The sequence below is a fragment of the Marinagarivorans cellulosilyticus genome, from assembly GCF_021655555.1.
Lineage (GTDB): Bacteria > Pseudomonadota > Gammaproteobacteria > Pseudomonadales > Cellvibrionaceae > Marinagarivorans > Marinagarivorans cellulosilyticus.
The window spans coordinates 3,321,964-3,337,474 of sequence record NZ_AP023086.1; the positions used below are offsets into that span (position 1 = coordinate 3,321,964).

9 protein-coding genes are annotated in these 15,511 nt (G+C 46.4%); 3 read left to right on the forward strand and 6 right to left on the reverse strand.

Going from position 1 to position 15,511, the window contains the following annotated elements; genetic code table 11:
• The first annotated feature begins 296 nt into the window (after positions 1 to 296).
• Positions 297 to 3,203 (forward strand): ligand-binding sensor domain-containing protein, encoded by a 2,907-nt coding sequence (locus MARGE09_RS13315; protein WP_236982627.1) that lies wholly within the window; start codon positions 297 to 299, stop codon positions 3,201 to 3,203.
• A gap of 459 nt (positions 3,204 to 3,662) precedes the next feature.
• On the opposite strand, the gene MARGE09_RS13320 is transcribed toward MARGE09_RS13315, so the two are convergent.
• Positions 3,663 to 5,150 (reverse strand): methyl-accepting chemotaxis protein, encoded by a 1,488-nt coding sequence (locus tag MARGE09_RS13320; RefSeq protein ID WP_236982629.1) that lies wholly within the window; start codon positions 5,148 to 5,150, stop codon positions 3,663 to 3,665.
• On the reverse strand, positions 5,147 to 6,034 hold the full coding sequence (locus tag MARGE09_RS13325; RefSeq protein ID WP_236982631.1) for a transporter substrate-binding domain-containing protein: 888 nt from the start codon (positions 6,032 to 6,034) through the stop codon (positions 5,147 to 5,149). The genes MARGE09_RS13320 and MARGE09_RS13325 overlap by 4 nt, the downstream gene beginning before the upstream one ends.
• Positions 6,035 to 6,342: 308 nt before the next feature.
• Here MARGE09_RS13325 and MARGE09_RS13330 point away from each other — a divergent pair, with 308 nt between their 5' ends.
• Positions 6,343 to 6,525 carry a hypothetical protein gene (locus MARGE09_RS13330; RefSeq protein ID WP_236982633.1) on the forward strand — a complete coding sequence of 61 codons (183 nt, stop codon included), beginning with the start codon at positions 6,343 to 6,345 and terminating at the stop codon, positions 6,523 to 6,525.
• Between the two features lie 390 nt (positions 6,526 to 6,915).
• Positions 6,916 to 7,233: an MGMT family protein gene (locus MARGE09_RS13335; RefSeq protein WP_236982635.1), complete on the forward strand. Its 318-nt coding sequence runs from the start codon at positions 6,916 to 6,918 to the stop codon at positions 7,231 to 7,233.
• Here the strand turns inward: MARGE09_RS13335 and MARGE09_RS13340 are convergent.
• The 4 genes from MARGE09_RS13340 to MARGE09_RS13355 all read right to left on the reverse strand — a co-directional run bounded on the left by MARGE09_RS13340 (position 7,225) and on the right by MARGE09_RS13355 (position 15,375).
• The gene (locus MARGE09_RS13340) at positions 7,225 to 7,674 is read right to left on the reverse strand and encodes a hypothetical protein (protein ID WP_236982636.1); all 450 of its coding nucleotides are present in this window, start codon (positions 7,672 to 7,674) and stop codon (positions 7,225 to 7,227) included. The genes MARGE09_RS13335 and MARGE09_RS13340 overlap by 9 nt on opposite strands.
• A gap of 331 nt (positions 7,675 to 8,005) precedes the next feature.
• A complete protein-coding gene (locus MARGE09_RS13345; protein ID WP_236982637.1) occupies positions 8,006 to 9,337 on the reverse strand; it encodes a malectin domain-containing carbohydrate-binding protein in 1,332 nt (443 codons plus the stop codon).
• Between the two features lie 283 nt (positions 9,338 to 9,620).
• Entirely contained in the window at positions 9,621 to 13,409 is a 3,789-nt protein-coding gene (locus MARGE09_RS13350) for an efflux RND transporter permease subunit (protein ID WP_236982638.1), read from the reverse strand.
• Positions 13,402 to 15,375 (reverse strand): heavy metal-binding domain-containing protein, encoded by a 1,974-nt coding sequence (locus tag MARGE09_RS13355; protein ID WP_236982639.1) that lies wholly within the window; start codon positions 15,373 to 15,375, stop codon positions 13,402 to 13,404. The genes MARGE09_RS13350 and MARGE09_RS13355 overlap by 8 nt, the downstream gene beginning before the upstream one ends.
• Positions 15,376 to 15,511 lie beyond the last annotated feature (136 nt).

The window sequence follows — 15,511 nt, forward strand, 5'->3', positions numbered from 1 at the left end:
GGCGATTGGTTTGTAATATTAGGTAATACTCGTTATTAATGTCTGAATAAAACTGAACTACGCTTATTGTAATTCCTGCGTGCTTAAGCGCCGGAAATTTACAAGTGTCTCCATTGCCTTTGGCTGACTGGTGAGCTGTTCGCAGTAGATTTTATTGAGTAACTTATTTGTCGAATTCGAAAAACATAAATAATACAAGCTTAAATTGGCATTTTCTTGACGGTTTTGCTGCCATTTGTGTTCGAGTGCTTCCGCTATTTCTAGGAGCGTTCTGCGCAACGATCTCGTATGCCGATATGTCTTTTAAAAGCCCTTTGAGCAGCTCTCAGGTAAGGCAAATTGGCGGGATTAATTCTATTGCTCAGGATCGTCACGGTTTTATATGGCTGGCCGGCGAGGTGGGGTTGGGGCGTTACGATGGCAGCGAGCTGCGGGTGTTTGAGCATCAGCCGAAAAACAAAAACAGCCTTATTAGTAGCTATATCCGTAAGATAAAAGTGGCGAACAACGGCACTTTGTGGGTGGCAACGGAGTCTGGCCTCTGCCGTTACCTTGATGCAGCAGAGCAGTTCGACTGTGATTTTAGCTGGCTGGGCCAGCCTTTGGGCGGAGCTTCCATGCAGGCTCTAGCCTTTGACAGACTGGGTGATTTGTATGTAGGTGGGCGGGCTGGATTGTTCTTTTTTAATGGTCAAGATAGGCAGCTAACAGCAATACCGTTTACTTCTGAAGGGGATGAATACCGCAATAGCACGGTAGTTGATTTATTAATGGATGGTCGTGGTTTTCTATGGATAGCGACAGCCTACAATGGTTTATTCCGTTATCACCCTGTGCATGGCGTTGTACAGCATATTCAATACGACGCTAATGGTGATAACACCACGGGCTTGGTCAGTGATAAAACGAAAGCCCTTCTGATGGATGCTCAGGGTCGGTTGTGGGTTGGCACTTATGGTGGAGGCGTTAGTGTCTTCTCCGCCGATGGTGAGCACATTATTAATTACAACTTACAAAGCCATGGTACTAAAGGTTTTGCCAGCAATGTGATTTGGGATATCTACGAAGATCAGGAAAATGTTATTTGGATTGCTATGGATCAGGGCGGGCTAGTCCAGTTTGACGAGGCTAAGCAACGCTTCTACCCAGAGCGCCACCGCCCACATGATGTGAATTCGCTGGCTTCCGATCAGGTGCGCGTTATTTTTGAGGACGCCAACCGCGATATGTGGGTCGGTACGTTTGATCGTGGCGTAAGCTTCTTTAACCACGGAAAAAAACGAATTCAAACCTACCGTAAAGACCCTAAAAACACTAACACATTAAGTCACAGCTCTATTTTGGCGCTACAGCAAGGTGCTGGCGATGTTTTGTGGGTTGGAACAGAAGATGGCTTCAATGCATTAAATACGGTAACCGGTAATGTGCAGCGTTATACCATCAGTAATACAGGTTTGCCGGCCAAGGCGGTTCTGTCAATAGCTCAAATGGACGAGCGGACGTTGTGGTTAGGCACGTGGTCCGGTGGGCTCGTGTCCTTCGATATTCCCACGGGTGAGGTTACTGCTTTAGCACAAGGCAGCGTGCCTGCGATTGTTGAGCGCAGTCGTTTTGTTTGGGATATTTTAAACGCCAGTGATGGCAGTACGTGGCTTGCGAGCGAATTAAATGGCCTTATACGCTTAACCCATAATCGAACCAAGGCGGAGCATTATCAAGCTGTTGGCAGTAACCCTAGCAGCATATCGCACGATTTTATTTGGCGTATTATTGAACGTAAAAATGGCGATATTATGCTGGGAACTCATGGCGGGTTGGATAGTTTTGTCAGCGCCGAGGAGGGTTTTAAACACTGGCTTATTAACAGCGAGGTAAAAGGTGCTTTAAGTAAGCGTATTACTGCATTATTTGAAAATCACGATCGATCCATTTGGGTCGGAACGCAGGATCAGGGTGTATTTTGGTTGTCACCAGAAGGCGATGTCATTAAGCACTTCGGTCGTGCCGAGGGCATGCCAGCACTCACAGCATCGGCAATATTAGACGATTCTCTTGGGCGCATTTGGGTGGCAACGATCAATGGTTTAGTCTTGATCGATCCTGCAACCTTAGAGTTATCGGTATTTACTCATGACAGTGGTTTGGCTGGTAATAATTTTAACCGAAATGCTTTTGTTCGTGGTTCCGATGGGTATTTTTACATTGGTGGGGCCGATGGCTTAAATCGCTTTAAACCTGAGGAACTCAAGCCGCAAGATACCGACTTTCCTGTATATGTTACCGGCTTTAGTTTGTTGAACGAACGTGTTTCTCCTGGGGCTTATCCGCTTGAGATTAGTACGTTATTTAGTCCAGCTATTCGCTTAAATCATCAGGATCTTATGGTTGCGCTCTCGTTTACTGCACTTAATTATCGCGATGCATCAACGCTAAGTTTTGCGTATCGCCTAGAGGGTTTTGACAACGACTGGCGAGCCGTGGGGGATAACCGCACGGCAACCTATACCAATATTCCTCCAGGCGAATACCAGTTTAAAGTGCGTGCAAGTCGCCACGACGGAGATTGGATTGTTTCAAGCCCCTTAGCCATAACAATGAAAGCCGCGCCGTGGTTGACGCTATGGGCCTATTTGGGATACGCAATCATGCTTATTTTGTGTGGCGGCTGGATCGCAAATTACATGAATTTACGCGGTAAAAGCCGGCATTACCGGCGCCTCTCTCAGGAAGATTCGCTAACAGGCATTCTAAACCGTTTGGGTATGCATCACGCGATAGACAGCCTCTTTGAAAGCGCCAGCGCTAACGATATTACCGGTTTGTTAGTCATTGATATCGATCATTTTAAGCTTATTAATGATAATTATGGCCATGATCGTGGTGATCAAATATTAAAAAGTGTTGTTGAGGTTTTACAGTCTAGTGTTCGCCGTAGCGATATTCTTGGCCGCTGGGGTGGTGAAGAGTTTTTGTTAGTTTGCCCCAATGTCGATGCGGATATAATCCAAACCATTGCCGAAAAAATTCGTCATTCGGTTGAGCTGGCGCGTTTTGCCGGTTTAGCCGATAAGCTCACCGTTACTGTGAGTATTGGCGCTACTTTATTTACCGAGCAAGAAAGCTTAGATCACGGCTTTAAACGTGCAGATGATGCCTTGTATAGAGCTAAAAACGAAGGCCGCAACCGCTGCGTATACGTTTAACTAAGCGTTTTTATTGCTGTGCTGTTTTATTCTTTTTAAATGTAGCGGTGTCAAATATTGTTTCCGTGCGATAGCTCTTGCGAATGAAAGAATATCTGTAACTATTCAGCCATGCTCAGATAGGTCGGCAAACTGATCATTTTCTGGGCCGCTCAAGCCTTCTGCGACTTTGTGCTCCTGCTAAATCTACCTCCACGCATCCTTGCTGGGGCTGGTCGCTATGCAAGCGTTCCAGACGCCTGAATGCCAAGGAAACAATTAATTCGCCTTTAGGGTGACCATTATTTCGCACCCACCTGAATAGTTACGATTATCTTTCATTTACATTAATGGGGGTTGTGCTTAGCCTCTGCTCGAAAGCCGGCAGGCATAGGCTTGGTGAATAGCAAAGGGGACTGAGCATACTGCCAGACGGGGTGGTGGATTATCAGCATGCGCAGGGTAGTGTGTCTAGGTCTATTAATACCCAAAATGAAATTTGCTGAGGTCTTCGTTCAGTTGTTTTTCTGCTTGGTGCACGATGGTGGAGTCTGAGTGCATAGTTTGAATTTCGCTGGCTAGGTTTTGCGAGCCTTGCTGAGCTTGTTGCATATGGCCATTAACTTCATTGCTTAGGGCATGTTGCTTTTCGGCTGCATGTACAACGTCTTGAATTTTGGTATTGATGGACTGTAATTTCTCTGCGATGTAATTGTAAGATTTAGAGCTTTGTTCTGTTAGGGTAATGGCTTGTTTAGCTAAGCCTTGGCCTTGTTGCGTGCTGGAATAGGCTTCTTGGGCCTTAATTTGTAACTCGTCAATAATGCTTTCGATTTCGGATGTAGAGTCTTGTGTGCGTTGTGCTAGCGTGCGTACCTCGTCTGCAACCACGGCAAAGCCGCGGCCCGATTCGCCGGCCCGGGCGGCTTCAATAGCGGCATTTAAGGCAAGTAGGTTGGTTTGTTCGGCAATATTTTTAATGACATCTAATACGCTACCGATAGAGCGGCTGGCATCTTTAAGCTCGTTAGATTTAGCTGCATTCTTGTCGAGTTCAGACACTAAGTCGCGAACTAAGCGTAAATTTTCTTCCACATCATGTTTGCGCTCTTTGGCTACCAGTAGTGATTCTTGGCAGTCGTTAGCGGTAATTTCGGTGCTTTCGACAATGCCTGTAATAGCCGTTTGTAGTTCTTGTACGTGGGCTAAAGCATTATCGGTTATGTGCTTTTGGTTTTGCGTAGTATTGCTGGCGTTATGGCTAATATCTTCAAACTTATTCAGCCAGTGACTAACCTGGTGAATATTCGTTTTAACATCTTTTAACGTTAGCTCAACGGTTTCTAGTAGGTCGTTAAAGCTCTGGGCTAATACGCCAACTTCGTCTTGGCTGGTAACGGGAACTCTGGCGGTTAAGTCAAATCGCCCCTGAGTATTCATGGCGGTAATAATGCGTGAAACGCGGGTAATAGGCTTAACTAATACTTGCCGTATCAACCAGATTAAACATAAGCTTAGTGCCACTAATGTGATGAGTAAGTTTGTAATTACCTCGGTAATTTTTCCGACAAGAATGGCATCCATTTGGTCGCGCGAATAACTAACGGAAATAGTCCCAACTTTTTTCCCTTCTGTATAATTAATTGCAATATCATAGGTGTTAGCCACACTGCGCTGTGTTGTGACAGAGGCCATTACGCGCGATTTTTGGTCTTGAATAATAATATTGGCAATTAAAAGATTAGGTTTGTAAGAATCTAAAATTTTATTTAAAACATCAATATCATAAGAAAAGATGGCATCAGTCATAATAACTTCAAGCTGTTTGTTTGTATCTTGTACTTGTTGTTCGAACTGATTGAGTTGGTTTTCTTTGAGTGAAAGGTACGATGTGGCGGCGACTATCGCCAATATTATACTAATTGTGCCCAATACCGAGGTAAGTACCTTAAAAGTAATAGATTTCATAGCGATTCATCAATAGAAGTATAGTTGGCGGAGCTGTCTGGTGTGTACCAAAGCTCTTTTCGTTCGGTTGGGGTTCTATCGCTTAAAAAGGGGTTTTTAAGCTTTATAATGGTACGTTGTTCAATGTTGGCCTGTTGTAACGCTGTTTGGATATAAGGCTCGCGATTAAAAAGCGACATAAACGAGCCATCTTCAATCATAGCTTCGAGCTGTTCGGTAATATGGCTAGCAAGCTCAGGCTTGGAGCGTGGTACAAAATAATAAAAAGGCGCGGTGTACCAAAGCATAATATGAGGGTCGACGGTAAGGTTCAGGTGTTCGTGTTTTTCTACTTCGGCCCAAGGTTCTTGAATACCTCTTGGAAAGTAGTCAAAGCGATCTGCCTCTAGCATTCTAAATAGGTTTTTGTATTTTAACGACTTAACCACCGGCAGTGCGTTGTACTCGAGTATATTGGTGTCTGCCCAAAATTTCCCTTGGCCCGCGCTAAGGGTTTGTAGGCCCTCTACATTTTTGATGTCTTCGAAAATATTGATATTTTCTTTTTTAATAATCGCTAGGCGCATGCCCATCATTCCACGATAAATAGGGATGTAAATGGGGATGAACTCTTGTTCGTATTCAGGCGTGGATAACGCAAAAAATACATCTAACTCGCCGTTTTTTAATCCATTAATGCGCGTGCTAAGTGGCAGTGTCTCTATATCGCCGTAAGGGTAGCTGGCTTGATGCATGCCTCCACGCTCAAGCGCAGCGTTCAATAAAAGATCTGGAAGACGGCCTTTATCGTTGGCTGCCCGAGCGATATTAATGGTGTCTGCCCAGCAATTCGTGCTTACACACAGCATGCACGCGATGCTCAATACCCATGTTTTTAACATCATAATGCCGGCTTAAACCTCTAACCCTGACGTAGCTTGGTATGGGGTGATGCATGTAGACGGTTACAATCTACACCTTGGATAGTATAAATCTAGCAGTCATTGGGACAAGTTCAATGTAGATGATTACCAAGTATCAGCAACAGCCGCCAAATATCTTATAGTTTTTCTTATGCTGGTTGCTGCCTGCGCTAGCGGGTCTGGGTTTAATATTGGCAGGCAATTTCTTTTTCGGCGCGGACGCGTGAAAGTGTCGTTTTACTGGCGCTCAAGGTGCCGACATTCCGGTTTTAGCGATGACGGCTAATGCGATGTCAGGCTCTAAAGATGTTTGTTTAGCACAGGGAATGAACGATTACTTGCCGAAGCCTGTGGACCCAGTACAACTCACCGAAAAACAATTGCGTTGGTTGCGGCCTGTTCATCATGTGGATGCAGCAGCATTTGCTACGCCTAGTGTTGCAGTACAAAATATTATTGCCCAGAAGAAGTAATCGACTACCCAATGCGGCGTAGAGCACGGTAAAAGCCGATGCCCCTAGCGCTTAGTAAATTGCATACAGCTATTGGACAGGGAATTTAAGTGCATTGCTGTTGGCTGAAATGTGTGCGGAGCTAGCGCAAGCCGTTAGCGATAACAATGCCGCAGAATAATCGCACTAAAGCCTTTGTTAAACCCTTGCGGCAACGAGGTATTTGATCGATTCAACACTACATTATTCGTGTTAATGGCTCGGTACAAATCGCTAAGTAATCAGCTTGTGGCGATATTTGAAGTGTCCGGTTCTATTAGATCAGTACAGCCTTTGACGCCACCGCTCAAAATGCTATTTTATGCGGCCAGCAAGCTGTAGCTAAAATGTGTTCTCTCTTAACGTAGTGTAATGATGGCGTCTCAAGAATTTACCGAAAAAACATGGGCTGTTGTGGCCAGTGTGCCGCCAGGGCGGGTGATGGCCTATGGGCAAGTGGCCAAAATGGCGGGGTTTGCCGGTTACGCTCGGCAAGTGGGGGCAGTGCTTAAGGCAATGCCAGAAGAAACAACGTTGCCTTGGCACCGTATTGTTAATGCCAGTGGCGGATTGTCTTTTCCTGTGGGTAGCGAGGCCTATACGCGCCAGCGCGAACGCTTAGAGCGCGAAGGCGTTATTTTTAGCGCTAATAAAATTCCGAAATCGCTATTTTGGCAGCCGCTATTTTAGTTTCGCGGTTTCCATCAGCGCGATAATAATCTCGTTAATTGCTTGCGCGTCAGTGCAAAAAATCGGTGATCCAATAATCCAGTAAGCGGCTTTTTTGTTGCTTATCAGGTGATAAATTAGGTGAGAGCTTTCGTCGCCCTCGCCAGCGAGAAAAACCTTATAGCTAATAGGCACATCTTTTTCTGTTGCGTAAACATCGTTTTGCAATACCGTCACAGCGCCAAATTCTTTATTAAGTGCGCTTTCTAACTCGGCCCAATGTTCATCATGGCTCGCATGCGGGGGTTGCTCGTCGATAGCAACAGTAAAGCTGACTTGCTCATCTTCCCAAAAGCACACAACGTTTTCTTCTATGCCAAATTCTGGTAAGGGCTGAAAAGAAAAATTATCGCTGATTGAAATGTCGACAGTTAACCATTGGGCAAAAGATACGCGGCTCATAGGGGGATTCGTATGGTGGAGTGAAAGGTCGTTTGGCAAAGCGCCAACATGAATCTAGAAACCGCACCTGAGCCATCAAAGTCTATGCATCCCCCCAACTATGGGGGCTATTACACATCTTTACTGCACGCCATGCACACTAAGGGAGTACGCATCCTTTTGGCTTTCAACTAAGGATTCTAGGGTGAAGGCCGCTATTTTAGGCTAGTGTTTTGGGGAAGTGAAGTCGAAGAGGCTGATTGCCTGTATTGGTAACGTGAGTGTTCGAACGCAAAAAAGCCCCAGCAGTTCAATTGCGGGGCTTTTTTGGGGTGTGCTTATGGCTTTTTACCTATGGCAGGTAGCTTTCGATGGCGTCGAACCATTTTTGCCCCATTCTCTCGTAGCCTGCGGCGTTAGGGTGAATACCGTCTGCTAGCTCTTGACTGGGGAAACCTTGGAATTGATCGACAAAAATCACCTTAAATCCCGCATCGACCTGCGCTTGCACAATACCCGGAATCGCTTGGTTATAGCTTGCAATACGAGCGGCATGGTCTTGCCACGGGATAATAGAGGCCACGGCCACTAGGGCATTAGGGGCTTCGTTAAGAATATCATCCAAGCTTTCTAATCGCCCCTCCAAACCGTTGGGGCCATTCCACATATCGTTGGTGCCAATGTGTAGTAGCACTATATGGGGCGAACCGTCAAAGGCGGGGCTGGGGATTAGGTCGTTAATTTGTGCTACGGTCCAGCCGCTATGGCCTTGGTGGTTTTGCGGGAAAGGCTGGCCTGCAATGGTTGCTGGCCCATTCTGGTTGCCGCCCACAAAGGTAATACTTTTACCGGCGTTAACCGCTAACTCAAATAACGGCGCACGGTAGCCGCCTGCGCCTGTGGCGGGTACGCCATCGGTAATGGAGTCGCCAAAGGGTAAAATACGGCATGGCTCGCTAGCGGGGCATACCGCAGAGCTATCGATGACAGGCTCCACAAATTGACCACCATCGGATGAATAAATGGCAAAGCCGCTTAAAGTAGCGTTGTCATTCCGTGCTGTTAAGGTAATGGAGAGCTTGCCATCACTAACGGCTAGGTTTTCGGCGGTATAAGAGTAGGCCGTGTCATGGCCTGCAGCATCATGAATGTCGAGCGCCGATAAAACCGTTTGATCTTCAATACTGACATCGAAAGTACGCATGGCGTTTGCGGTTTGGTACATCTCTACAAAATGCAAAACGACGGTGTAAGTGGCGTTGGTAACTGGGATGCTGTAGCTCATGGCTTCGCCATAACGCTCAGATTGAAACAAGCTATCTTCGTCGGTATTGGCGATTGGATCTGGCGTGCTGTTTTGCGTACCGCCCGAACCAAATTGATCGCGCCCGTATTCAATGCCGTTATAGGTTGCCGCTTCGCGTGCGCCCACGTTGATGGCCATTACCATCGTTTTTTCGCCGCTGGCCATGCTCGAGCTACTGATCGCGGCGGCGCTTGATGAGCTAACCGGCGGCGTCAAGCTAGAGCTGCTGGCTTGGCTGCTGCTAGTAGGTGAACTACTCGTGGTGGTAACGCTGCTCGCGGGAGCGGCTTCGCTGGACGAAGATACGGTGGAGTCTTGAGCTACGCAGCCAGCAAAACCTAGTGCAATCAACGGGATAAAAATGCATCTTAAGTTCATAGGATTTCCTGCATTAATAAAATAATAACGACGGTACGCAGACATAAAAATTTGCGGCCATGGAATGGCGTTAATATATGCAGAGTGAACTCGAAAAAAAGTATTCTTTTTATGTGGCTGTGATCAAGATCAAGCTCTCAGGTTAATCTCACTATTTTCGGGTAAAAAGCTATTTTTCATGGGTTAAAAATGGTGCAGTGCAGCTTGCGCGCAAGCGATTAAAGCAAAGTGTTGGCAGCGTTTCCCTTTTAGCCACCAAAGGTACCGCTTTGCCGGTAAGCGCTTATGGTTGTACGCGCGCATACATTTTAAGTTTGAACTCAGCTGCACTGCAAAAGAGTATAGGAACAATAAAAATAGTCATGATGGCTAAAACCATGCCGCCAAATATTGGCATTCCCATAGGTATCATTATGTCGGCTCCGCGGCCGTTAGAAGTAAGCACCGGCAATAGGGCAATAAGGGTGGTGGCTGTCGTTATTATCGCTGGCCGTGCTCGCCGTGCGCCTGCTTGCACCGTTATTGCTCTTATGGCATTGATTGTTTTTGGTTTTTGTTCTTTAAAGTGTTGTTTTAAATAGGTGCTCATTAACACGCCGTCGTCGGTTGCGATTCCAAATAGTGCCAAAAAACCTACCCATACAGCGACGCTTAGATTTACATTGCCCATTTGAAAAATATCGCGCAGGTTTTTATCCCATAGGGTAACGTCTAAAAACCAAGGTTGGCTGTAAAGCCATATAAAAATAAAGCCGCCACACCAAGCGAATATTATGGCACTAAAAATTATTGTGGTAATAAAAAGGCTTTTAAACTGTAAATGTAAAATTAAAGCAATAGCCAATAGTGCAATTGGAATAATTAGCATCAATTTTTTTTCAGCACGTAATTGATTTTCGTAGCTGCCAGTGAATTGGTAGCTCACCCCAGCAGGAAGCGTAAGCTCGCCATTTGCGATGCTGCGGTTTAAGGTATCCCGAGCTTGCTCTACGGTGGTAACTTCAGCAAAACCGGTGCTTTTATCAAATAGCACGTACCCCACTAAAAATGTGCCTTCTGTTTTTATTGTTTGTGGCCCGCGTAAGTAATGGATGGTCGATAATTCTTTGAGTGGTACTTGGGTGCCATCGGGGGCGGCTACCAAGATGTTTTCTATGCTTTCAATCGAGTCTCGCAATTCGCGCTGGTATCTTACCCGTACAGGGTAGCGCTCGCGGCCCTCAACTGTTTGCGTGACGGGCTTGCCGCCTATGGCGACTTCTATCACTTCTTGGACGGTTTTAATTTTAATGCCATAGCGAGCAATGGCATTGCGGTCTATTTCGATTTCTAAATAGGGTTTACCCACAATGCGGTCGGCGAATACCGTATCGGGTTGAATGGAGGGTACTGTTTTTAACAATGCTTCAATTTGTAGCGCGGTATTTTCTATGCTGGTTAAATCGGGGCCAAATACCTTTAACCCCATGGGTGCCCGCATGCCACTTTGCAACATCACTAGACGGGCGGCAATGGGTTGAAGCTTAGGTGCTGAAGTGGCGCCGGGCAGGCTACCGGCTTGCACTATCGCTTGCCAAATGTCATCGGGTTTTTTAATGTTGTCCCGCCATTGGCGGTAGGGTTTGCCTTCGTCGTCGATAATTAACTTCCCTTGGCTATCGCGGATAAACGCATCATTTTCGTAGGCAAAGCGTAATATCCGCCCATTAACATCGCTTTTGTATTCACTTTTGAAACTAATCATTGTTTCTATCATTGAAATGGGGGCTGGGTCCAAAGGGCTTTCGGCGCGCCCTAATTTACCCACCACTTGGTCCACCTCGGGTATGTTACTAATCGCAATGTTTTGTTTTTGTAAAATGTCCATTGCCTCGCCAATGCTGGCGTGTGGCATGGTTGTAGGCATAAACAGGTAAGAGCCTTCGTCTAGCGAAGGCATAAATTCTTTGCCAAGCCCGGGTAGGGCAGTGGCGAGAGCTTGCCATTGTGGCGTGTTTTTTAGGCTAGCCGGTATAAACGAAAATACAACGTTAACCCCCAAGCCAACGCAAAAACCGAAAATAACTATTGCGCAAGCTACGGCCAAAAAAGCACTTTTAGCCCGCAGTAGGGCATGTAATATGGCTTCGTAAAAACGTAAAAACACGGCAAAAAAAGCCATAAGGCCGCCCAGTAAAAAAACGACAAAAAAGGCATTTTCCCAGCCACGTGCCACGCCTAATGGGTGCCAGCTTGCCGCCAATTGCAGAGCCATGACAAGGGCTAATAGTAGACTAAGTAAAATGGTTGTTGCGCGTTGGTGTGGTTGGCTTAGCCGCGCTTTAACGGCATGAAATAGCGCAAAAGCCAGTATTATAATGCCTAGCCATAACGGCAGTAATGCGCTGCTATTCGTGATGTTCAAGGCAATAATACCAAGCCCTACCAGTGCAATAACTGCCCATATTAAACGGCTAATAATAGCTGAATAACGAGACTTGAACGCTGGCTTTAAAAGCGCATGCGCAAGTGGCGGTATTAATATTACGCTAATAACAATTGCGCCGAATAAGGTAAATGTTTTGGTGTAGGCAAGCGGTGTAAAAAGCTTACCTTCGGCCGCTTCCATTGTAAAAATAGGTAAAAAGCTAATAATAGTTGTGAGTGTGGCGGTAACTACGGCGCCGGCAACCTCCGTGCATGCACGATAAATAACATCAATCCGTTTGCTGTTTGCTGGCGCCGCTTGTAAGTGCCTTTGTATGTTCTCTGTTAGAACAATGCCCATATCCACAATGCTGCCAATTGCAATAGCAATACCCGAAAGCGCAACAATGTTAGCGTCAACATTAAAAAGTTTCATGCCGATAAAAGCCGATAGCACAGCTAACGGCATAATGCCTGCAATTAATAGCGCACTGCGAACATGTAGCATAAATAAGATAACTACAATAAACGTAATCAGCAGTTGTTGGCTGATGGCGCGCTCAAGTGTGCCTAGCGTTTCTTTTATCAGTATTGTTCTGTCGTAAAAGGGCACGATATTAAGTTGGCTAACAGTGCCGTCGGCTAATGTTTTACTTGGTAGCCCAGGGCTTATGGTTGCAATTTTTTCCTTAATGCGCTGAATAACGTTTAGAGGGTTTTCGCCATGGCGGGCAACCACTACGCCGCCAACCGCTTCGCTGCCTTCTTTGTTTAGTGCGCCGCGCCGCAATGCCGGGCCAAATTCAATTTCGGCAATTTGGTTTAAGGTAATCGGGACATTGTTGCGCTGTGTAATGACGGTGCGGCGTAAATCATCGAGTGATTTAATAAACCCAAGCCCCCGTATCACATATTCAACGGCATTAATTTCGATGGTGCGTGCGCCAACATCTAAATTGCTGGCGCGCACAGCGTCAAACACTTCGGCTAAAGATATGTTGTAAGTGCGCAACGCATTTGGGTCTACGTCAATTTGATACTCTTTAACAAAGCCCCCAATAGAGGATACTTCGGCAACGCCTTCTACGCCTTGAAGTGCATAGCGCACTAACCAATCTTGGGTAGAGCGAAGCTCGTGTAAATCCCAGCCGCCGGTGATGGCGCCTTGGTTATCGTGGCCCTCTAGGGTATACCAAAAAACTTGCCCTAACGCGGTAGCATCTGGCCCTAGCTTGGGTTGTACGCCTTCTGGCAGAGTACCGGCAGGTAAGCTGTTGAGTTTTTCGAGAATTCGGCTGCGCGCCCAATAAAATTCTACATCTTCTTTAAATATAATATAAATAGACGACACCCCAAGCATGGAGTAACTACGCACGGTTTTTACCGCGGGCAAACCTAAAAGCGTAGTGGTGAGCGGATAGCCTATTTGATCTTCTATATCTTGCGGTGAACGACCGGCCCATTCGGTGAAAACAATTTGTTGGTTTTCGCCAATGTCGGGGATGGCATCAACAGGTACTGGGCTTCTAGCAACGTGGTCGTTATGCCAGTCAAACGGTGCAACTAAAAAGCCCCAAAAAATCAGGCCCGCCGTCAGTAAAAACACAACGGCCTTGTTGCGTAGGCTAAAGCCTATTAATGCGTGTAAAGGGTTAAATTTATTCATCGGTATTACCTGTTTGGTCATTACCGGCGGTTAACTGCGCTTTGGTTTCACCGCATTTCAGCATGGCTTCGCCAAAATAAGGGTTTTGTAAAGCTGGCTTTTTTTGTAGCCAATTAGCCCCGCGATCAGGATGCGCCATAGGGCAATACATTTGGTAAATAGGGTAGTTAAAGCTCTGGTTGTGCAGGTTTACCCCTTGCAATAAATAATGGCTAAGTGTTTCAAAATGCGGCAAGCGTATTTGGTCAAGCGTGTGGCTGTTTTGCATCTTGTCGATTAATTGATAAAGCGAAGGCAGTGTTTGGCTAATAGGCTGCATGGCCGCCAATTGTTGCTTGGCATGGGGTAGGTCGTCTGTGGCGAGTGCTGTTTGCAGTGCAAAATACAGCGGCATTAACTGTTGTATTGTTTTGGCATCTAGTGCTGCAGCGTCAAGTTGTCCTGTGCTGGTTTTAGCAGGGCTAACGTGGAGTGGGTTTGATGACTGTGGTGCTGCGTGTAAATGGTTGTGGCCGTGATTGTGTTGGCTGGGGTTCATCATGCTCGGTTTAGCTTGAATTTGTAGGGCGCTATCAATTTTAAAAGCACCGTGGGTGACTACGCGCTCACCTTCATGTAGGCCGCTGTTGACAATAAACACGTCGCCGGCGCGTGGCCCAAGGTTAATTTCTCGGCCTTCAAATACGGGGCCTGATGATGCATTTATTTGCACATAAACTACTGCGCGTTTACCTGTACGCAAAGCGGCGCTGGCGGGCACCACTAAAGGTGCATTGTGGTCAATATTGGCAAGGTAGCCCAGTTGCTCGACCGGGACTAAATCCATGCCGCAAATATCGCACTGGCCGGCGGTATCTTTAATAATTTCTGGGTGCATAGGGCTTATCCATTTGCCCATTAATTCTGGTGAATAAACTTTACCGGCAAGTGCAATTTGGGAGCGTACAATAGCCTTGGAAAACATGCCGGGCTTTAGCTTTTGATGCTCATTGGGAACATTAACGCGAATAGAAACTGTGCGTGTTTTACGGTCTATTTCGGGATTAATAAAAGTGATTTTTCCTTCAAAGACTTCGCCAGGGTAGGCTTCCACTGTAAAGCTAACGGCTTGCCCTAAACGCAGCCATGCAAGATCCGATTCGTAAGCCTCTAGGCGTAGCCATAAATTATGCATGTCCACAATGGTAAACAACGATTGGCCAGTTTGAAGGTAATCACCGGTATTAACATTTTTTTGTGTTACTACGCCGCTAATGGGCGCTTTTAATTCAAACTCATCTAGCGCAGTGCCCCGTTTAATAATGGCGTTAATTTGATCGGGTAGCAGGCCCCACAGGCGCAGTTTTTCTTTCGCCGATTTTACCAGCGTGCTGTTGTTATCGTAGCGTTTGGTTGCGCTAATTAGCTCGCTTTGGGCCGATCGCAACTCTGGGCTGTATATGCGCGCAAGGTGCTGGCCTTGTTTTACAGGCACACCTACAAAACTGACATAAAGCTCATCAATACGCATGGGGAAGCGCGCACTCAATGATTTTATTAATGTTTCATCATAATCGAGTTTACCCACAAGCCTCACTTTAGCTTCGGGAAAACGGCGCTCGACAGGGCTGGTTTGAATGTCCGCTAGGGCGCGGGCATTTTCGCTAAGGCTTAACGTATGGCGGCCATTACTGTGGTTATTTTTTGCCAGCGGTGTGTCATCGGTGGCTTGTGGATTTTGTGTGGGGATCAAATCCATACCGCAAATGGGGCACTGGCCAGCGGTGCTTTGTTGTATTTGCGGGTGCATTGCGCAGGTCCAAACTTGCGTTTGTACTGGGGCAACAGATGGCGGTGTCGCATTTGCTGCTGGGCCGCCTAGGCTTGATGCTGGTGCGTCGCTGGGTGTATTCACGCTGCAGCGGCCTAACATAAATGTGCTAGCCACTAATGCCGTACCAATAATAAGAAGTGTTGATTTATTCATGGCTGTACCTAACTTGCAGCAAACAGGTGTTTTGCCGCACGGTTAAAACAAAAGTTGATTTACTTAAAAGCTAAAAGAGCGCCCCAATAAGAGGTTAAACTTCAGAGTGGCTCATTAGTTTGTGTGCTTGATACCG